The following is an 18,684-nucleotide window of genomic DNA, read 5'->3' as shown; positions in this document are numbered from 1 at the left end:
GGCTCCGCGACGCCACGATCGTCGGAACCGCCCCGTCGTCCCACCATCTCTCGAGGAGTCGTCTTGCCGATCCGACCAGTTCGTCCCACCCCGCCGGCCCCGCGCGGCCTCCGCGCGACCGCTCTGAGCACCACGGCCTGCGCCGTCCTGGCCGTCGGACTGCTCGGCTCCGCAGCCACGGCCGCGCACGCGAGCGAGTCCGCGCCCGCGACGCCCGCGCCCGCCGCGGCGGTCGCCGTCGCGCCCGCCGCGGAGCACCCGGCGATCACCGGCGCCATCGCCGGCGTGTTCGACGTGCCGACCGGTCAGCCGGTGGTGGAGGGCACGAGGGTGAGCTGGACGGCGCACATCGTCAACAACGGCGACGCGGCCCTGCACGGCGTGCACCTGAACGACCCCGAGACCGGCATCCCGGGTGTCGACGCACCGGGCGTCGATCTCCCCGTCGGCGGCACGGTCGACCTGACGACGGAGACCACGGTCACCGCCCACGACCGCCAGCTCGGCGCCGTCATCATCTACCGCGACGTGACCGGGCTCAGCCCCGAGGGCACTCGCGTCTTCCAGGCGCTGAACGGCGGCATCACGATCCCCGGCGAGCATCCGCACGTGGTGGGCGACATCACCGGCGCGTTCGAGGACCCGGCGGTGACGCTGGGCACGACGGTGAAGTGGTCGGTGCCCGTCACCAACGACGGCGACGTGCCCCTGCACGACGTGCGCCTGGGCGACGCCGGGCCGGGCGTCGATCTCGCCGTCCACCAGAAGGTGGAGCTGAGCGTCGAGAAGAAGGTCACCCAGGAGGATCTCGACCGCGGCTCCGTCGCGATCGCCAGCGAGGTCACCGGCCTCAGCCCCCAGGGCTTCCGCACCGTGCACGGCGTGAAGGGCGCGCTCGCGATCACCGTCCGGGCCGCCGTCCCGCTCGAGCCGTCCACGACGGTGGAGCCGGCTGCCCCGCTCGAGCCGTCCACGACGGTGGAGCCGGCCGCCCCGCTCGAGCCCGCCACGACGGTCGAGCCGGCCGCCCCGCTTCAGTCGTCCACCACGGTGGTGCCCACCGCCCCGGTCCACCCCGCCGGCGCGGTCTCGCCCGCCGCTCCCGTCCGATCGGCCGGTCACCAGCTGGCGCAGACCGGCGCCGACTCGGTCGCCGCGCTCCCCGCCGCCGGCGCCCTGCTCCTGGCCGGCGCCGCCCTCGCCCTCGGCGCGCACCAGCGCCGCCGCCCCCGCCGAGCCGAGTAGCCCGCCTCCCCTTCCGCGAGATGCCACTTGTGAGCACGACACGCCGACGGCGGCGCTCACAAGTGGCATCTCGCGCAGGGGGCGGTCAGGCCGGGGCGTGCACCAGCTCCGAGATGCGGCGCTTGTGCTCGTTGAACTCCGGCCCGGTCACGTCGCGCTCGGCCGGGAGAGCGATCGTCACGATCTCGCTGATGTGGCCGGGCACCCCGTGCGAGGCGCCGCCGGTCATCACCACGACCCGGTCGGCGAGGTAGACGGCCTCCTCGATCGAGTGCGTCACGAAGAGCACGGTGGTGCCCGTCTCGCGGTGGATGCGCTTGAGCTCGACCTGGAGGTCCGAGCGGGTGAGCGCGTCCAGCGCGCCGAACGGCTCGTCCATCAGCAGCACCGAGGGCTCGTTCGCGAGCACGCGGGCGATGGCGACGCGCTGCTGCATCCCGCCGGACAGCTCGCCCGGGAACCGGTCGGCGAAGCGGGTGAGCCCCACCGCCTCGATGAACCGGTCGGTCACCGCCGCCGCGTCCGCCTTCGGCAGCCCCTTCCGCCGCGGCCCGTAGGCGACGTTCTCGCGGACGCTCAGCCACGGGAACAGGCCGTAGTCCTGGAACACCACGCCGCGATCCGGGCCGGGGCCCGTGACCGGCCGGCCGCCGACCTCGACGGCGCCCTCGGTCGCCTCCTCGAAGCCGGCGAGGATCCGCAGCAGGGTCGACTTGCCACAGCCGCTCGCGCCCACCACCGCCACGAACTCGCCGGAGGGGATGTCGAGCGACACGCCCGCCATGGCGAGCACGCCTCCGCCGGCCGTCTCGTAGCGCTTGACGAGGTCGAGCACGTGAACGTCGGCGGTGCGCGCGGGCGCGGCGGAAGGGGCGGCAGCAGCGGGGGTCATCGGGTCCTCACTTGATGAGCGGCCGGCGGCCGAAGAGCACGCGGAACAGGAGCAGGAGCAGGCGGTCCGAGGCGAAGCCCGCGATCGCGATGCAGATCATCCCCACCACGATGAGGTCCGTGCGCACCACGTCCCGCGCGAGGAAGATCGTCGAGCCGAGACCCGTGCTCACGCCGGTCGTCTCGCTCAGCACCAGCACGACCCAGGCGAGGCCGAGGCCGATCCGCATGCCGTTGACGATCGCGGCGGCGGAGGCGGGCAGCACGACCCGCACGAGCACGCCGGCCCGCGACGTGCCGAGCATCCGGGCGGCCTCGATCAGCCGCGGCGGCACCTGGCGCGCCCCGCTGATGGTGCCGAGCACGATCGGGAAGAACGCCGACAGCGTGATCAGGAAGATCGACGCCTGGTCGCCGTAGCCGATCAGCAGCGCCACGAGCGGAACCCAGGCCGTCGCCGGCACCGGCCGGAACAGGTTGATGAACGGATCGAACAGCGAGTTCACCGTGTAGTAGCGGCCCATCAGGACGCCGAGCGGGATCGCGATCACGCTCGCGAGGGCGAAGCCGCCGAAGACGCGGCCGGCGCTCGCCGCGAGGTCGGTCCAGAGCAGTCCGCTGAACGCGTCGTTCCGCAGGCCCGCCACCGCGTAGTCGATCAGCGAGACCAGCACGTCGCCCGGATAGGGCAGGAACGCCATCCGGATGCCGAACGGCAGCTCCCACTCGCCCACCCGTCCGAACTGCCAGAGCAGGACGAACAGGATCGGGACGGGCAGGCCGAGCAGGAAGGTCGTCCAGCCGCTGCGACCGGCGCGCCGGCGGGGCTTCGCGGTGCTGAGCCGCTCGGTCGCGGTCGCCGGCTCGGCGGCGCGGGTGGTCGTGGTCATCGGCCGGCGCCGGTCACGAGGCGGCCGCCGGCGCGAACGTCGTGTCGACGACGTCCTCGATCGCGGGCGCCGCGTCGATGAAGCCGAGCTCCTGCATCTGCGTCGCGAGCGCTCCGAGCTGACCCTGGTACTCCTCGCTCAGGTCCGAGCGGAGCCAGAAGTTCTCCAGCGCCGACTCGAGCACCTCCTGGTCGCCGCCGAACTCGGCGATCATCTCGGGCAGCCACTCGTCGGTGCTGTCCGCCATGTAGGCGGTCGTCGCGGCGTGGGTGTCGACGACCTTCTGCACCACCTCGGGCTCGTCCTCGATCATCGCGCCGGTCGTGACGAGGCCGATGTTCACGCGCCCGATCGGCGTCGCGTAGGGGTCGGCGATCTCCGTGCCGCCGGCCGCCTCCGCGATGGAGACACCGATCTCGACGCCGAAGAACGCGTCGATCGAGCCGCTGGTGAACGCGGACGCCATCTCGGGCACCGGGATCGTGATCAGCTCGAGGTCGTCGTCGGCGAGCTCCGCCTGGTCGAGGTAGTAGCGCAGGGCGACCTCCTGGGCGCTGCCCTGGATGTAGCCGACCTTCTTCCCGGCGAGGTCCTCGACGGAGGAGATGCCCTCGCCGCCGAGGAAGCCCGAGCCGCCGTCGGCCGCGGAGGCGACGATCCTGAGGTCCCGGTCCTGGGCGATCGAGGCGATCGTCGGGGTGACGCCCGAGATCGCGAAGTCGATGGTGCCCGCGACCAGGGCGTCGCTGAGCGCGGGTGTGGTGTCGAGAGTGATCACCTCGAACTCGACGCCCTCCTCGGCGAACTTCTCGTAGAGGAAGGGCTGGTAGAAGTGCGGCTGCCCGCGGAGGGTGCCGACGGTCACCGTGACCGTGTCGCCCTCGTCGGACGCCGCGTCGCTCGCCCCGGAGCAGGCGACGAGCGAGAGGGAGGCGGCGAGTGCCGCCCCGAGGGCGAGGCTGCGGACGGTGCTGCGGGCGGTGCTGCGGGCGGACGGCCGGAACAGGGGCATGCGGTCTCCATCGGGTGGGGGTGTCCCCCCACTCAACCCCGCCCATATGCTGCACGGTTTCTGAGAAGTTTCCGACGTGTTAAGTCCCTCGATCCCCCTCGCGAGATGCCACTTGTGTACGCGACACGCCGACGACAGCGTGCACAAGTGGCATCTCGCGGGAGGGTGGACGCCTCCCTACGCCGCGAGGAAGCGGTCGGCCGTCCGCAGGGCGAGCGCGATCGTCGGCAGCGCCGGGTTCGCGATGACGGCGCTCGGGAACACCGAGTTGTCGCAGACGAACAGGTTCGGCACGTCGAAGCTGCGCCCGTCGGAGTCGACCACCGCGTCCGCGGGGTCGGTGCCCATCCGGCAGGTGCCGAGGGTGTGCGCCGTGCGCGCGACCGTCATCGTCCTCGTCGCGCCGGCCGCTTCGACGATCGCGGTCAGCGTCCGGATCGCGTGGCGGTCGATCGCCTCCTCGTTCGAGCCCGGCGAGAAGGTGATCCGCGCCTTCGGCACGCCGTGCTCGTCGAGCTCGTCGGTCAGCTCGAGCCGGTTGCCGTCCGAGGGCAGGCACTCGGCGTTGATGCCGACCCCCGCCATGTACCGGTACTCGTCCAGCGCCGTCATCAGCGACGGGCCCCAGAGCCCGGCGCCGCGGACGAACGAGGTCGCCTGGGTGAGCGGCATCGTGCCGAGGCTCTGGATGAGGTAGCCGCCGGCGAAGTCGGCGTCGGCCGGGCGCACGGTGTCCTCCGTGATCACGGAGGAGGGATAGCCGCGGTAGCCGCGCATCTCGGTGTCGAAGGTGCCCCAGACCTGGGTGGCGCCGTGCGCCAGGAAGTTGCGGCCGACCATCCCGCTGCTGTTCGCGATCCCGGTGTGCAGCAGCAGGCGCGGCGTCTCCACGCCGCCGGCGCAGAGGAACAGGGCGGAGCAGCGCTGCCGGCGCTCGACCCCCTCCGAGGTGTAGACGACCGCGCTGACCTTCCCGGCCGCGTCCAGCTCGATGCCGTGCACGAAGGAGTCGGCGCGGATCTCGGCGCCGTCGCGCACCGCGAGCGGCAGGTAGGTGGTGTCCATGCTCGCCTTGGCGCCGGTGCGGCAGCCCTGGTGGCACTGGCCGCAGTTGCGGCAGGCGGGGCGCTCGCCGTGCTCGTCCTGGTGCCGGTCCTGGCTGAGCACGGCGGCGGGCGCGTCGGTCGCGCGGATCCCGAGGGCGGCGCAGCCGCGCAGCATCATCTCGGCTGACGCGTTGCGGCCGACCGGTCCCTGCAGGTAGCGCCGCGCGGGGTCCCACGGGTAGTCGGCCGGCCCGGAGACGCCGATCGTCGCCTCGGCGCGCTCGAGGTACGGGAGCAGCTCGGCGTGCGAGACCGGCCAGTCGCGGCCGACGCCGCTCTCGCTGCGCAGCCGCAGGTCGCGCGGGTCGGGGCGCGGAGTGAACGCGCCCCAGTGCAGGGTGGAGCCGCCGACGCCGCGTCCGCTGTTGTTCGGGCCGAAGGCGGTGGGCGTGCTGCCGCCGCTGAGGCGCTCCTCCATCCAGTTGATCTCGGTCGCCTCGGTCTCGTCGGCGGTGAAGTCGAGCGGGTCGAAGTGCGGGCCGGCCTCGAGCGCGACGACCCGCAGGCCGCGCGCGGCGAGGGTCGCCAGGATCGGGGCGCCACCGGCGCCGGTCCCGATCACGACGGCGTCCACGACCTCGTCGGGGGAGTAGCGGCGCATGCCGGCGATGTTCACTCGTGGCTCCTCGTGCTGGTGCTGGTCGTGTTCGTGCTGGCGCTCCCTGTGTCGGGCTCCCAGGCGTCCCGTTCGCCGGCGGCGAGGGAGGTGAAGCCGGAGAGCGGCAGGGTGTCGCCTCCGGTCGCGTAGCCGTCGAACCCGATGCGCGCCATGCTCGCCGGGTGCGCGAGCCACTGGCGGACCAGGTCGTTGCAGCAGTCCTCGAACCAGGCCTTCGCCTGGTCGGCGCCGAACGCCCCGAGCGGTGCGGAGCCGAGCGACTCCAGCCGCGCGTCCTGCTCCGCGGCGGTCAGGTCGGCGAAACCGGCGAGTGCGTCGAGCGCGAGCGCGTACGCCTCGGTGTCGCGGGGCAGCTCGGCGTTCCGCCAGCCGTCGCCGCGCCCGGCCGCCAGCTGCGCGTCGACGCGGGCGGCGAGATCGATCCGGCCGGCGTCCTCGTCCTGCGGCACCACGCGGTCCGCGATCGCGCGGAGCGTGGCCAGCTGGGCGGCCGTGAGCGCCGCCGGCGCGCGGCCCGGGTCGTCGGCGAGCAGTCGCGCGGCGAAGATCGCGCGCACGCGGGAGGAGGTGCGCGCCGAGCGGATGGTTGTCGTGGCGTCGTCGGGGACGGCCGGTCCGGTGCCGGCCTCGTCGCGCCAGAAGGCGCGGATCGCGGCGGCGACCTCGGCCGGCCGCTCCACGGGCAGCAGGTGGCCGGCGCCGGGCAGCTCGAGCAGGCGGGCGCGCGGGTAGGTGCGCGCGTTGGTCGTGCGCTGGCCGTCGGCGCCGAGGTCGCCGTCGTCGCCGCCCGCGATCAGCAGGGCGGGCAGCGCCGCGAGCGCGCGGGCCGCGTCCGTCCGGTCCTCGCGGCTGCCGGTCTCCAGCCACTCGCGCCAGGCGGCGGGGGAGGAGCGGCGCAGATCGGCGAGCGACTGCGACTCCTGGGCGGCGGGCAGCTGGCCGCCGATGTTCTGCTCGAGGAAGGTGCGCGCCTGCTCCTCGTCGAGGGGACCGTCGGCGACCCAGCCGAGCATCTCGGCGCGCTTCTCCTCCGGCATGGGCTCGGGCGAGAGCGGCGAGCCGGCGAGCAGGACGACCCCGGCGAGCCCGAACAGCCCCGACCGGCCGGAGAGCGTGCGCGCCGCGACGAGCGAGGCGACCTTGCCGCCCATGCTGTGCCCGACGAGCAGCCAGCGCGCGGCGCCGTTCTCGCGGATCGCGCGGATCGCCGCCGTCGTCATCGCCTCGAGCGAGAGGTCTGCGTCGTCGTTCCGATCGCCGTACCCCGGCAGATCGATCGCCACCACGTCCGCCGTGCCGGCGAGCTCCGCGGCGAGCGGATCGAAGAGGCGGCCGCTGAGGCCGAGCCCGTGCAGGGCGAAGATCGTCGGCCGACTCGCGGTCGTGGGCATGCAGGTCCTGTTCGCGTCGTGGACGCGCCACTGCGGCGACGTCCGGCCTCCATGCGACCACAGCGCGACATCCCGCGCAGACACTTGCGGCCGACCCGCATTCGTGCCACAGCCCGCAGGCATGGAGCGGCCGATGAATACACGATCGTTGATACACTCCGTTCATGCGCACGGAGACCGGAGATCTGCTGATCGAGGCGCGATCGCGAGCCGGACTGCATCAGCGCGAGGTGGCGGAGCGTGCCGGGGTCGCCCAGAGCATGATCAGCGCCTACGAGACAGGAGCACGCGAGCCGACCGTCCCGACGCTGCGCCGTCTCCTCTCGGCGGCCGGCTTCAGCCTCGACCTCGTGCTCGAGCGGAGCGCCGCCCCGGCCGCGGCGCTTTCGGGACCGGTCGGGCACCGGGTCCTGCGCCGTCGCGCCGAGCTCCGGCGGGCGCTGCGCCGTCGCGGCATCCTCGACGCGCGGATCTTCGGATCCGCGGCTCGCGGAGACGATCGACCCGACAGCGACCTCGATCTCCTCGTGACGGTCCCGGCCGGTCTCGGTGTCCTCGCGCTCGCGAGCCTCGAGCGTGAACTGGCCGAGATCCTCGGCGCTCCCGTCGACCTGGTCCCCGAGCAAGGTCTCAAGGAGCAGGTGCGCCACGCCATCGCGCCGGACCTGATGCCGCTGTGAGCAGCGGCAGGCCGATCGAGTAGTCCGCGGAGCGGGCGGCTGATGCTGAGTAGCCCGCGCAGCGAGCGGACCATGCTGATCGAGCAGCCCGCGCAACGGGCCCCCATGCTGATCGAGTAGCCCGCGGAGCGGGCGTCCATGCTGATCGAGTAGCCCGCGGAGCGGGCGTATCGAGATCGACCAGCATCAGAAGGCGAGTCTGCAGACCCGCTCTGCTGAGGATGTCGGGTCTCGATACGCCCCTCCGGGGCTACTCGACCAGCATGACTGTGTGCCTTCGCGTCCTCACGCTCGCGCTCAGGCGCCCTCGGCCAGGGGGAAGACCAGCAGCGTCGACGTGGCCGTCGCGACGAGGCGGCCCTGCGCATCCGTCACCCGCGCCTCGGCGAACGCGACGCGGCGGCCCGGCTTGACGACGGTGCCGACGGCGAGCAGCTCGCCGCTGTCGTGGTGCAGGCCGCGGAGGTAGCTGACGGTCAGATCGAGCGAGGTGTAGCCGACTCCCGCCGGCAGCGTCGACTGCACCGCGCAGCCCGCCGCCGAGTCGAGCACCGTGCAGACGAAGCCGCCGTGCACGCGCCCGATCGGGTTGTAGTGCGACTCGTCGGGTGCGCAGCGGAACTCCACGCGCCCCTCGTCGACCTCGCCGAGGTCCATGTTCATCAGCGTGATGATCGGCGGCGGCGGGATCGTCCCGGCCTTCATCGCGCGGAGGAAGTCCAGCCCGCTCATCCGCATCGCCGCGGCCGCCCCGGGCATCGGATCGTGCCAGGTCACCGTCTTGCTGCGCAGCTCGTCCATGCCCACTCCCTCGTGTCCACTCCCTCGTGTCCGCACCTTCGGGGTCGCCTCGCACCCTACGCCGCCTCGGCTAGCGTGGAGGGACCGGAGGGGGAACCGATGACGGGAACGACCGCTGATCGTCCGACGACCGCGTCGCGCGCCGCGACCCTGCGGCTCGCCGGGCTCTTCGTGGGGGCGACGGGGCTGCTCGATGTCGTGTTCTGGTTCGCGCCGGCCGGCTCCGGCTCCTCGATCGCCGCCTACGCCGTCGTGCTGCTGGGTGCCGGGCTGCTCGCGGCGGCCGCCTCGGTGCTCGCGCGCGGGGCCGACTCGAAGGGCGGACTCGTCGGCGCCACCGGGGCCACCGCCTTCATCGTCTTCGCCCTGCTGATCGTCCTGCGTCCGCTCGTCCGCTGGTTCTCCCCGAGCACCACCGGATCGACGTCGACCCCGGAGATGATCGCCGCGTCGACGCTCGTGCTCACCCTGGCCGCGCTCTCGCTGGTCGCCGGAGTGGTCGGCCTCGTCGCGCTCGCCCGCGCCCGCACCGTGCCGCGCCGGGTGGTCGTGCTCGGCGCCGTCGCTCTCGCCGTCAACGCTCTCGGCGGCGTCGCGACGTCGATCCCGCTCCTGTTAACCGCGACGCCCTCGCAGGAGCTGCTGATCGGCGTGAACACGGTCTCGTCGATGACCGGATCGCTGCTCCTCCTCGCCACCGGCGTCGTCTGGCTGCTGGCGAGCCGCACGATCGCGCGCGAGGCCTGAGCGACTCGCCTCAGGACGACAGCGCGAGCGACAGCGCCAGCACCACCATCACCACGGCGACCGCGCCGTCGAGCACCCGCCAGGCCGTGCGGCTGCGGAACAGCGGCCGCAGCGCCCGCGCTCCGAACCCCAGCGCCGTGAACCACAGCACGCTGCCCGCCGCCGCCCCCGCGCCGAACCACCAGCGCTCGTCGCCGTGCGTGTTCGCCACCGAGCCGAGCAGCACGACCGTGTCGAGATAGACGTGCGGGTTCAGGAGCGTCAGCGCGAGGCAGGTGCCGATCGCCGTCCGCAGCGAGGTGGAGGCGCCGGCCGGGTCGCCGTCGAGCGTCCCCGGGCGCAGCGCCCGCCGGGCCGCGAGCACGGCGTAGGCGAGGAGGAACGCGATCCCACCCCAGCGGATCACGACGAGCAGCCACGGCGCCGACTCGAGCACCGCGCCGATCCCGGCGATGCCGAGCACGATCAGCGCCGCGTCCGCGAGCGCGCAGATCGCCACCACGGCCGGCACGTGCTCGCGGCGCAGCCCCTGCCGCAGCACGAAGGCGTTCTGCGCGCCGATGGCGATGATGAGCGAGAGGCCGAAGCCGAGGCCGGACACGGCGGCGAGGAGGGGGGACACGACTCCGACGGTAGAGGCGCCGCGGCCTGTAGACCAGCTCACGCTCCTTCAGTACCGTAAGCACGACTTACGCAGGAGGACCCGTGCTCACCGACGATCTCGATCTGGCCCGCCTGCGCGCCCTCGCCGCCGCCGTCCGCTACGGCTCCTTCGACGCCGCGGCCCGCGAGCTGCACGTCACTCCCTCGGCGCTCAGCCAGCGGATCAAGGCCCTCGAGTCGGCCGCCGGTCGCGTGCTCCTGGTCCGCTCGCGGCCGGTCGTCGCCACGGAGGCCGGCGCCGGCCTGCTCCGCCTCGCCCGCCAGGTCGAGCTGCTCGCCGAGGACGCGGTGCGCGCCCTCGACGGCGAGCGGCGGGAGGACCGCGGCCCGGTCACCGTGCCGCTCGCGGTCAACGCCGACTCGCTCGCCACCTGGGTCCTGCCCGCCCTCGCGGGCGTGCCCGGTGTCGTGGTCGAGCTGCACCGCGAGGATCAGGAGCACACCACGGCGTTCCTCCGCGACGGCACCGTGCTCGCCGCGGTCACGGCCGAGGCGGAGGCGGTGCTCGGCTGCACCGTCGCCCCGCTCGGCGTGATGCGCTACCGGGCGATGGCCGCGCCCGCCTTCGCCGACCGCTGGTTCCCGGCGGGCCGGGCCGACGCCGCGGCGCTCGCCGTCGCTCCGGTCGTCGTCTTCGACGAGAAGGACCGGCTGCAGTCCCGGTACCTCGCGGCGGCCGGCGTCGGCGCGAGGCCGCCGCAGCACCGGGTGCCCGGCTCCGCCGACTTCGAGCAGGCCGTCCGCCTCGGTCTCGGCTGGGGCATGCTGCCCGAGCTGCAGGCCCCCGTCGGAGCGCCGGGCCTCGTCGCCCTCGGCGGCGCCCCCGTCGACGTCCCCCTGCACTGGCAGCAGTGGTCGCTGCGCACCCCGAGCCTGGACGAGGTCGCCGCCGCGATCCTCGCCGCCGCCCGCGCCACCCTCCGCCCGCACTGACCTTTCTCCCCGCCGCGAGATGCCACTTATGAGCGCGACACGCCATGAGAAGCGCGCACAAGTGGCATCTCGCGGAAGGGGTCAGACCTCGAAGACGTCGCGGAGGGTGACCGTCTCGAGGGAGCGGGCGCGGAGGATGTCGACCAGCTGCGCGTAGACCGTGGTCACCGGGTCGAAGTTGGCGTGCCCGATCACGATCCGCTGCGGCTGGAACCACTGGTCCGCGAAGCCGACCAGCTGCTCCGGCGTGATCCGCCCCGAGTCCGACAGCGAGCCGTACCAGAGCGTCGTCGCCGTGTAGCCGACGGCCGCCGCGGCCGCCCGGCTGCGTGCGTCGGTGTAGCCGAACGGCGGCCGGTAGAAGGGCGCCGCCTCCACCCCGTAGGTCGCGCGGATGAAGTCGCCGTTGCGGCCGAGCTCCTCCTGGATCCCGTCGTCCGAGAGCGAGGTGAGGTCGGCGTGCGACCAGGTGTGGTTCGCGAGCTGCACCTGCCCGCTCGCCACGAGCGGCGCGAGCGCGGGGGCGTGCACCGTCCAGGAGTCGTACTTGCCGTTGAGGAAGAAGGTGAGCCGCGTCCCGGTGTCCTTCGCGAACTGCGCGTACGCCCCGACCACCTCGGAGTCGGCGCCGTCGTCGACGGTCCACGCCATCAGGTTCCCCTCACCGGGCAGCTCGGTGATCGTGCCCTCCGGCAGCGGGTACCGGCGGTGGATCGGCGCGGGCGGCGCCGTCGCCGTCGGCACGGGGCGCGGCGGGGGAGTGGGGGTGGGACTCGGCGTCGGCGTCGCCGCGATCGGAGCAGCGGTCGGTCCGACCCGCGCGGCACTCGTGCAGCCGGCCAGCCCCACGGCCGCGGAGGCGATGCCCAGCAGCAGTGCGCGGCGCCGCAGCGCCTGCCGTCCCGAGACGGTCATGATCCCCCCGTGCGGCGGTCCGGACCCCCCGGGAGCGCCGACAGCGACGGTAGCACCGCCGTGTCTTGCAGCGCGTCGGGCTGTCGCCTAAGCTACTCGGGTTGCGTGCGTCTGCACGCGCTTGCGTGCTGCCCACCGGGCGGGACCTCCGGGTCCTCGTCCTCGGGCGGGCGGTGCGCCGACAAGTGACCTTGGGTGGGTCGGGCGAGGCCTCGTGCCGCGCGTGGCCCACGGTACCCACACATGGAGGAAACCATGGCAGCAGTCTGCCAGGTGACCGGAGCCGTCCCCGGCTTCGGACACGCCATCTCGCACTCGCACCGGCGCACCAAGCGCCGCTTCGACCCGAACGTGCAGAAGAAGACGTACTACGTCCCGTCCCTGCGCCGTAACGTCACGCTGACGCTGTCGGCCAAGGGCATCAAGGTCATCGACGCCCGTGGCATCGAGTCCGTCGTGAAGGATGTTCTCGCTCGTGGGGTGAAGATCTAATGGCCAAGCAGCAGGACGTCCGTCCGATCATCAAGCTCCGTTCGACGGCGGGAACCGGTTACACCTACGTGACCAAGAAGAACCGCCGCAACGACCCCGACCGTCTCGTGCTCAAGAAGTACGACCCCGTAGTGCGCAAGCACGTCGACTTCCGCGAGGAGCGCTAAGTATGGCTAAGAAGAGCAAGATCGCCCGCAATGAGCAGCGCAAGGTGGTCGTCGAGCGCTACGCCGCCAAGCGCCTCGAGCTGAAGAAGGCCCTCGTCGACCCGGCCGGGACCGACGAGTCCCGCGAGGCCGCCCGCACGGGCCTCCAGAAGCTCCCCCGCAACGCCTCGCCGGTCCGCGTCCGCGGCCGCGACGCCGTCGACGGCCGCCCCCGCGGCAACCTGTCGAAGTTCGGCATCTCGCGTGTCCGCTTCCGCGACATGGCGCACCGCGGCGAGCTGCCCGGCATCACCAAGTCGAGCTGGTAAGCGGCGCGCAGCGCCGCTCACCAGCGTGCTAGCTGCGCTCACGTCGAAAGGCCCCACGATCTCACGATCGCGGGGCCTTTCGGCGTTCACTGGTCGGGGCGTCCCTGCCGCCCCTCCCCGCGGTCGGCTCCTCGAGGGGGTCGGGTTCCGCAGAGCGTCCTGCGTCCGCTGCGTGAAATCGCTTGGCACGCGATTTCACGGATCGCTCGCGGTTCCCGCTCGCTCCCCGCGATCCGGGACGCCCGCCTGCGGTTGCATGCTGATCGAGCAGCCCGCGGAGCGGGCGTATCGAGATCCCGCGCCGCGGCGCCGCGTAAAATGGTCGGCATGACCAGCACCCTTCCGACCGTCGCCGAGATCGCGGCGCTCATCGACCACGCGATCCTCAAGCCCGAGCTCACCCGCGCCGAGGTCGACGCGCAGCTCGACGAGGCCCGCGCGGCCGGCGTCTTCAGCGTCTGCGTGCGCCCCTCCGACATCGCGCACGCCGTCCGCCGGCTCGAGGGCTCCGGCGTGCTCGTCGGCACGGTCATCGGCTTCCCGCACGGCACCACCTCGACCGCCGCGAAGGTCGCCGAGGCGACGCAGGCGCTCGCGGACGGCGCCGTCGAGCTCGACATGGTCGTCAACATCGGCCGCCTGCGCAGCGACCTGCTCGACGACGTCGAGGCCGACATCCGCGCGGTCGTCGGCGCGGCCGAGGGGCACGTCGTCAAGGTCATCCTCGAGACCAGCTACCTCGACGACGAGCAGATCGTCTCCGGCAGCGAGGCCGCCGAGCGCGCGGGCGCCGACTTCGTCAAGACCGCCACCGGCTTCGGCGGCGGCGGCGCCACCGAGCACGACCTGCGGCTGATGCGCGGTGCCGTCTCGGACGCCGTGCAGGTCAAGGCCTCCGGCGGCGTCCGCGACCTCGACACTCTGCTCGCCTTCCGCGAGCTCGGCGTCACCCGCTTCGGCACCAGCGGCTCCGCCACGATCCTCGGCGACCTGACCGCGCGCCAGTCGGGCGACGCCTCCGCCGCCCGCGTCGACACCGCCTCCTACTGAGCACCGTGCGCGGCGGAGGGGTGTCGGATCGCCGCGCGGCGGCGGAGGGCCGCTCCCTCGACGACATCGCGAAGGCGCTCAAGGAGCGGGTCTACGCCGCCTTCACCGGCCTCGCCGTCGTGATGATCTACGCCGTCGACGAGCAGGCCGACTCCGCGCACGCGCTCCGCAGCCTCGTCATCGCGATCATCGGCATCTCGGCCGCCGGCTTCGTCGCCGACGTCATCGCCCACCAGGTCGCGCATGCCGCGACTCCGACGGGCGCCGAGGCGCGGACGATGCTGCGGATCTCGGGCGGCGCCCTCGCCTCCGCCTCCCTGCCGGTGCTGGTCCTGGGCGCCTCGGCGCTCGGCTGGATCGACGACGTCGTCGCGCTGCGGATCGGCGTCGGCGTCTACGTGGTCACCCTCGCCGGCATCGCGCTGATCGCGGTCGTCCGGGCCGGGCTCGGCGTGCGGCAGAGCATCGTCGCGCTGCTCGGGCTCGTCGGACTGGGAGCCGCCGTCGTCGGCGTGCTCGCGCTGTCGCACTGATGGCCGCTGTCGCACTGATGGCGGGGCAGGCCCGTGAGGGCGGGCGGGCCCGGTGAGCCGCACCCGGGTCGAGCTCGGCCGCCGGGAGGACCTCGGGGCCGACTGCGCCCACTGCTTCGGCCTCTGCTGCGTCGCGCTGGCGTTCTCGCGCTCCTCCGACTTCCCGGTCGACAAGCCCGCCGGCGAGCCGTGCGGCAACCTCGACGCCGAGGACTCCTGCACGATCCACCGCCGGCTCCGGCCGGAGGGCTTCGTCGGCTGCACGGTCTTCGACTGCTTCGGCGCCGGGCAGAAGGTGTCGACGCACACCTTCGGCGGCGTCTCCTGGCGCAGCGACGCCGGAGTGCGCGGACAGATGTTCGCGGTCTTCCCGCTGATGCGCCGCCTGCACGAGCTGCTCTGGTACCTCGACGTCGCGCTCGCACTGCCGGGCGCCGACGCGGTCCTGCGGGACGCGGTGCGCATCCGCTTCGAGACCGTGCTCGCCGTCACGCTCGGCGCCGCGGAGGAGATCCTCGCGGCCGACGTCGACGCGGAGTTCGCCGCCGCCCGCCCGCTGCTCGTCGCCGCGAGCGAGGCCGCCCGCCCGCTGCTCGTCGCCGCGAGCGAGGCCGCCCGCTCGACGCCGCGGCGGCGGCGGAGGCACGGAAGCACCGGCTCGCGCCGGGCGCCGATCTGGTCGCGGCGCGGCTGGCGGGGGCGGACCTGCGCGGCGCCGATCTGCGCGGCTCGCTCCTGATCGCCGCCGACCTCCGCGGCGCCGATCTGCGCGGCTGCGACGTGCTGGGCGCCGACCTGCGCGACGCGGAGGTCGCGGGCGCGGACCTCTCCGCCGCGATCTACCTGACGCAGGCGCAGGTGAGCAGCACCCGCGGCGACGCGGCGACGGCGCTGCCGCCGCACTTCGAGCGGCCGTCGCACTGGGCGACGACGCGCGAGGGTGTGACGCGCGGGGTTGCGACGCGCTGACGGGTGCCCGCGGTCAGCGCTCGAGCGTGCCGGCGGTCGTCTCGTCGTCGCCGAGGCCGTTCAAGCCGAGACCGCCCAGGCCGAGACCGCCCAGCACCTCGCGGCTCAGGCGGTGCGAGCCGTTCCAGCTCTCGATCACGCACTGCGGGAAGGCCTCGCGGTCGAGATTTCCGAGCCAGGAGGCGGCGGCCTCGCGGGCCCAGGAGTCGGAGGAGTAGACGCCGATGATCTCGCCGGCGTCGTCCCACGGTCCGATCGTCGAGAGGACGAAGTGGCCGACGCTCATTGCTGCTCCTTCATCGTCCGGATCGGAACCGAGCAGACCGCGGGGCCGTGCTCAGGGGACCGGGGCGCAGTGGCGCGCGATGACAAGCCTGTCACAAACACGCTCTTGCGCGCGGCGTGCGTTCGTGTTCACTGCATGCTGTCGCGAAGTCGCGCATTGAGCGCTCCGAGGGCTGCGGCGATCTCGGTCTCGTCGGCGCCGGGCAGGACGGTGCCGCCCTGAGCGAGGCCGTGCCGGAGGGCGTCGAGCTCGGCCGCCTCCAGTCGGTGAGCGGCGGTCAGGGCCTCGAGGATGGCGAGGACGCCGACGAGGGCGACGGCGTCGTCCACGTCGAGGGGGCGGGCGCAGCTGTTCTCCATGCGCTTCTCCAATGGGGTGGGTCGCCGACCGTGGGGACAGGACGGCGAGAGGGGGTCGTGCAGGTGCGGGTGTCGGACCGCGCACCCAGACGCCCCGCGGCCGGATCGACCGCGGGGCGTCTGGAGTGCTGGGGGATGCTCAGGCGACGCGCGGCTCGGCCTCGGGCGCGTCGTCCTCGGGGATGAAGACGTCCTGGACGGTCACGTTGATCTCGGCGACGTCCATGCCCACGATCTCGCGGATCGCACGGCCGACGGCGGAGCGCACGCCCTCCGCGACGTCCTGGAGCGCGGCGGGGTACTCGGCGACGATCGTGACGTCGGCGGCGACCTGGCGCTCGCCGACCTCGACCTTGACGCCCTGGGCGCGGTCGTCGTTGCCGAGCGCGCCGCGGATGGCGCCGAGGGCGCGGGCCGCGCCGTTGCCGAGGGCGTGCACGCCGGGCACCTCGCGGGCCGCGATGCCGGCCACCTTCGCGATGACGCCGTCATCGATGACGGTGCGTCCGGTTCCGTTGCCCGTGGTGGTCGCGTTGCTCTCGGCCATGATCTCCTCTTTCGCCTCGGTGCCCGGTCGGTCGATCGGGCGGTTCGGAGGTAGGACGCGCGGGGCCGGGCGATCGTCACGGTGCGATCGCTCCTGTCCAGGCAACTGCCAGAGTGCGGGCGAGCGCCTCAGCGCGCTGTCGCGTGCTCGAGGAACGCGAGCGTGCGCTCGAGTGCCTCGCGCGCCTCCGGCAGCTCGAAGTGGAACTGGTACTCGTGGCCGAGCGCGGTGTCGTGCCCCTCGCCCCAGAGCAGTGCGGTGACCGGCACGCCGAGCGAGCGCAGCTGGGCGGCGAACGGACGGGACTGCGTCGCGGTGAGCGGGTCGGCGTTGCCTCCGCTGAGGAACGCCGGCGGGAAGCGCGGAGTGACGTGGTCGATCGTCGACATCTGCCGTGCCGCCTCGCTCGCCCACCACGCGCGCCGGCCCGTGTACGCCTGCACGGCGGCGCGCAGCCCGCGGCCGGCGAGCCCGGTGGCGCCGGTCAGCGCGGCGACGTCGTACACGCCGCAGTGCAGGACGACGGCGCGCAGCGCGTCCACGGGCAGGGTCGTCGTGAGACCGGCGGCGCGGGCGTAGGAGGGGTTCGTGATCGCCGTGGCCAGCTGGCTCGCGAGCTGCGCGCCCGCGGAGTCGCCGGCCAGCACCAGGCGGTCGCGGGCGATGCCGAGCCGGCCGGCGCTCCGGCGGAGGTGCTCCAGGGCGGCGAGCAGCTGGCGCGGGGCGGTCGGGTGCAGCGCCTCGGGGGCCCGGGAGTAGTCGAGCGAGACCGCGGTGTAGCCGGCGCCGGCGAGCATCCGCAGGTAGGGGTCGACGTCGCGGCGATGGCCGGCGACCCAGCCGCCGCCGTGGATCCAGACGACCGTCGGCCGCGGTCCCGCGAGCGGCGAGCGGAAGACGTCGGCCGTGGTGGCGGGCGCGCCCGGGCGCGCCGCGACCGGCTCGGCGATCCGGACGATCCCCGAGGGCGCGAAGGGCAGCATCGACGCCGCCGTCCGCCGCGCCTCGCGCTCGAAGACCGCGCGGACGGCCAGCGCGGCCGGCCGGGACGCGGCCCGGATCGCGCTCGATCGCATGGTTCCCCCCTCGCGCCGATCCACCGGCCCCCACCGGCGACGCATCACGAAGGGTACGCACGCCATGTTTCGGTCGTGCGACGGCCGGGGTGGGTGGCAGGCGCGACGGGTGGCAGGCGCGGCGGGTGGCAGGCTGGTCGCGTGACGGATGACGCGAGCACGACGGCCCCGGCGACGACCCGCTCCCCGGCCCTGAGCGCGCGGACGCTCCTCGTGCTCGGTCTGATCGGCGCGATCGGCGGCATGCTCTCCGGCGCGTTCGGCGTCGGCGGCGGCATCGTGATGGTGCCGATGCTGATCGCCTGGGCCGGGATGGATCAGCGCCGCGCCTCCGCCACCTCGCTGCTGGCGATCGCCCCCACCGCGGTCGCCGGCGCGTTCGGTTACGCGCTCGGCGGGCAGGTCGCCTGGCTTCCCGCCGCCGTGATCGCCGCGGCCGCGATGCTCGGCGCGCTCGCCGGCTCCTGGCTGCTCGCGCGCCTGCCGCTGGGCGTGCTGCGCTGGCTGTTCGTCGCCCTGCTGGTCGCGGCGGCGGTGCGGATGGCCGTCTTCGGCTCGAACGAGACGGGCGACGTCGCTGAGGGCTGGGGCGTCTGGCCGGGGTTCGCGGGTCTCGGGCTGGCGATGGGCGTGGCGTCGGGGCTGTTCGGGATCGGCGGCGGCGCGATCGCCGTGCCCGTGCTCGTCGGCGCGTTCGGCCTGGCCGATCTGCTCGCGAAGGGCACGTCGCTCGCCGCGATGATCCCGACGGCGATCAGCGGCTCGATCGCGAACGCACGCCGCGGGCTCCTCGACGTGCGCGCCGGGCTCGTGGTCGGCCTCTGCGCGACCGGGTTCTCCTTCGCCGGGGTGGCGCTGTCGTTCCTGCTGCCGGCGCGGATCTCGGGCGTGCTGTTCGCCGCTCTGCTGCTCCTCGCGGCGCTCCAGCTCGCGCTGAAGGGGCGGCGGAAGCGGTCCTGATCCTGGATCCGCCTCACCGGCTTCTTGACACCCGGCTGTTGTAA

The 18,684-nt window shown here is 73.8% G+C and carries 24 protein-coding genes; 12 read left to right on the top strand and 12 right to left on the bottom strand.

Annotation, left to right across the window (positions count from 1 at the left end):
* Positions 1–63: 63 nt before the first annotated feature.
* Entirely contained in the window at positions 64–1,245 is a 1,182-nt protein-coding gene (locus tag GSU72_RS16875) for an LPXTG cell wall anchor domain-containing protein (protein WP_159986069.1), read from the top strand.
* A gap of 85 nt (positions 1,246–1,330) precedes the next feature.
* On the opposite strand, the gene GSU72_RS16870 is transcribed toward GSU72_RS16875, so the two are convergent.
* From GSU72_RS16870 to GSU72_RS16850, 5 genes are all read right to left on the bottom strand, one after another.
* Positions 1,331–2,137, bottom strand: coding sequence for an ABC transporter ATP-binding protein (locus GSU72_RS16870; RefSeq protein ID WP_159986068.1), 807 nt, complete (start codon positions 2,135–2,137; stop codon positions 1,331–1,333).
* 7 nt (positions 2,138–2,144) lie between these two features.
* On the bottom strand, positions 2,145–3,026 hold the full coding sequence (locus tag GSU72_RS16865) for an ABC transporter permease (RefSeq protein WP_159986067.1): 882 nt from the start codon (positions 3,024–3,026) through the stop codon (positions 2,145–2,147).
* A gap of 13 nt (positions 3,027–3,039) precedes the next feature.
* The gene (locus GSU72_RS16860) at positions 3,040–4,038 is read right to left on the bottom strand and encodes an NrtA/SsuA/CpmA family ABC transporter substrate-binding protein (protein WP_159986066.1); all 999 of its coding nucleotides are present in this window, start codon (positions 4,036–4,038) and stop codon (positions 3,040–3,042) included.
* Between the two features lie 177 nt (positions 4,039–4,215).
* A complete protein-coding gene (locus GSU72_RS16855) occupies positions 4,216–5,760 on the bottom strand; it encodes a GMC family oxidoreductase (protein WP_244255863.1) in 1,545 nt (514 codons plus the stop codon).
* On the bottom strand, positions 5,757–7,154 hold the full coding sequence (locus tag GSU72_RS16850; protein ID WP_159986065.1) for an alpha/beta hydrolase: 1,398 nt from the start codon (positions 7,152–7,154) through the stop codon (positions 5,757–5,759). Before GSU72_RS16850 ends, GSU72_RS16855 begins: the two co-directional genes overlap by 4 nt.
* A 164-nt stretch (positions 7,155–7,318) precedes the next feature.
* Here GSU72_RS16850 and GSU72_RS16845 point away from each other — a divergent pair, with 164 nt between their 5' ends.
* Positions 7,319–7,834 (top strand): XRE family transcriptional regulator, encoded by a 516-nt coding sequence (locus GSU72_RS16845; RefSeq protein WP_159986064.1) that lies wholly within the window; start codon positions 7,319–7,321, stop codon positions 7,832–7,834.
* A gap of 297 nt (positions 7,835–8,131) precedes the next feature.
* Here the strand turns inward: GSU72_RS16845 and GSU72_RS16840 are convergent, their stop codons facing one another.
* The gene (locus GSU72_RS16840) at positions 8,132–8,635 is read right to left on the bottom strand and encodes a PaaI family thioesterase (protein ID WP_159986063.1); all 504 of its coding nucleotides are present in this window, start codon (positions 8,633–8,635) and stop codon (positions 8,132–8,134) included.
* A 99-nt stretch (positions 8,636–8,734) separates the two neighbouring features.
* Here GSU72_RS16840 and GSU72_RS16835 point away from each other — a divergent pair, with 99 nt between their 5' ends.
* Positions 8,735–9,382, top strand: coding sequence for a hypothetical protein (locus GSU72_RS16835; protein WP_159986062.1), 648 nt, complete (start codon positions 8,735–8,737; stop codon positions 9,380–9,382).
* Between the two features lie 10 nt (positions 9,383–9,392).
* Here GSU72_RS16835 and GSU72_RS16830 read toward each other — a convergent pair whose 3' ends face one another.
* Positions 9,393–10,004 carry a LysE/ArgO family amino acid transporter gene (locus GSU72_RS16830; protein ID WP_244255862.1) on the bottom strand — a complete coding sequence of 204 codons (612 nt, stop codon included), beginning with the start codon at positions 10,002–10,004 and terminating at the stop codon, positions 9,393–9,395.
* 83 nt (positions 10,005–10,087) lie between these two features.
* Here GSU72_RS16830 and GSU72_RS16825 point away from each other — a divergent pair, with 83 nt between their 5' ends.
* Positions 10,088–10,978 carry an ArgP/LysG family DNA-binding transcriptional regulator gene (locus GSU72_RS16825; protein WP_159986060.1) on the top strand — a complete coding sequence of 297 codons (891 nt, stop codon included), beginning with the start codon at positions 10,088–10,090 and terminating at the stop codon, positions 10,976–10,978.
* Between the two features lie 81 nt (positions 10,979–11,059).
* On the opposite strand, the gene GSU72_RS16820 is transcribed toward GSU72_RS16825, so the two are convergent.
* Positions 11,060–11,893 carry a polysaccharide deacetylase family protein gene (locus tag GSU72_RS16820; protein WP_159986059.1) on the bottom strand — a complete coding sequence of 278 codons (834 nt, stop codon included), beginning with the start codon at positions 11,891–11,893 and terminating at the stop codon, positions 11,060–11,062.
* Positions 11,894–12,148: 255 nt separating this feature from the next.
* On the opposite strand from GSU72_RS16820, the gene rpmB reads away from it, so the two are divergent.
* From rpmB to GSU72_RS21920, 7 genes are all read left to right on the top strand, one after another.
* A complete protein-coding gene (rpmB, locus tag GSU72_RS16815) occupies positions 12,149–12,385 on the top strand; it encodes a 50S ribosomal protein L28 (RefSeq protein WP_056038148.1) in 237 nt (78 codons plus the stop codon).
* Positions 12,385–12,552, top strand: coding sequence for a 50S ribosomal protein L33 (gene rpmG / locus GSU72_RS16810; RefSeq protein WP_027692168.1), 168 nt, complete (start codon positions 12,385–12,387; stop codon positions 12,550–12,552). Before rpmB ends, rpmG begins: the two co-directional genes overlap by 1 nt.
* Before the next feature lie 2 nt (positions 12,553–12,554).
* Entirely contained in the window at positions 12,555–12,860 is a 306-nt protein-coding gene (gene rpsN, locus GSU72_RS16805) for a 30S ribosomal protein S14 (RefSeq protein ID WP_159986058.1), read from the top strand.
* Positions 12,861–13,187: 327 nt separating this feature from the next.
* Positions 13,188–13,910, top strand: coding sequence for a deoxyribose-phosphate aldolase (gene deoC / locus GSU72_RS16800; protein WP_159986057.1), 723 nt, complete (start codon positions 13,188–13,190; stop codon positions 13,908–13,910).
* Positions 13,911–13,930: 20 nt separating this feature from the next.
* On the top strand, positions 13,931–14,443 hold the full coding sequence (locus GSU72_RS16795) for a hypothetical protein (RefSeq protein ID WP_159986056.1): 513 nt from the start codon (positions 13,931–13,933) through the stop codon (positions 14,441–14,443).
* Between the two features lie 52 nt (positions 14,444–14,495).
* Positions 14,496–15,182: a pentapeptide repeat-containing protein gene (locus tag GSU72_RS16790; protein ID WP_348272765.1), complete on the top strand. Its 687-nt coding sequence runs from the start codon at positions 14,496–14,498 to the stop codon at positions 15,180–15,182.
* Positions 15,119–15,412 (top strand): pentapeptide repeat-containing protein, encoded by a 294-nt coding sequence (locus GSU72_RS21920; protein WP_348272849.1) that lies wholly within the window; start codon positions 15,119–15,121, stop codon positions 15,410–15,412. The genes GSU72_RS16790 and GSU72_RS21920 overlap by 64 nt, the downstream gene beginning before the upstream one ends.
* 13 nt (positions 15,413–15,425) lie before the next feature.
* Here GSU72_RS21920 and GSU72_RS16785 read toward each other — a convergent pair whose 3' ends face one another.
* The 4 genes from GSU72_RS16785 to GSU72_RS16770 form a co-directional block, all read right to left on the bottom strand.
* Positions 15,426–15,698 carry a hypothetical protein gene (locus GSU72_RS16785; RefSeq protein ID WP_159986055.1) on the bottom strand — a complete coding sequence of 91 codons (273 nt, stop codon included), beginning with the start codon at positions 15,696–15,698 and terminating at the stop codon, positions 15,426–15,428.
* A 128-nt stretch (positions 15,699–15,826) separates the two neighbouring features.
* Positions 15,827–16,057 (bottom strand): hypothetical protein, encoded by a 231-nt coding sequence (locus tag GSU72_RS16780; protein WP_159986054.1) that lies wholly within the window; start codon positions 16,055–16,057, stop codon positions 15,827–15,829.
* Positions 16,058–16,196: 139 nt separating this feature from the next.
* Complete coding sequence (locus GSU72_RS16775) at positions 16,197–16,604, bottom strand: Asp23/Gls24 family envelope stress response protein (RefSeq protein ID WP_159986053.1); 408 nt, start codon at positions 16,602–16,604, stop codon at positions 16,197–16,199.
* A gap of 128 nt (positions 16,605–16,732) precedes the next feature.
* Positions 16,733–17,680 (bottom strand): alpha/beta hydrolase, encoded by a 948-nt coding sequence (locus tag GSU72_RS16770; protein WP_159986052.1) that lies wholly within the window; start codon positions 17,678–17,680, stop codon positions 16,733–16,735.
* 141 nt (positions 17,681–17,821) lie between these two features.
* Here GSU72_RS16770 and GSU72_RS16765 point away from each other — a divergent pair, with 141 nt between their 5' ends.
* A complete protein-coding gene (locus tag GSU72_RS16765) occupies positions 17,822–18,640 on the top strand; it encodes a sulfite exporter TauE/SafE family protein (RefSeq protein ID WP_159986051.1) in 819 nt (272 codons plus the stop codon).
* Positions 18,641–18,684: the final 44 nt, after the last annotated feature.

The organism is Rathayibacter sp. VKM Ac-2760, assembly GCF_009834185.1.
GTDB lineage: Bacteria > Actinomycetota > Actinomycetes > Actinomycetales > Microbacteriaceae > Rathayibacter.
Note: the sequence above shows the minus strand (reverse complement) of the source record. Positions and strands in the feature narration are given on the sequence as shown.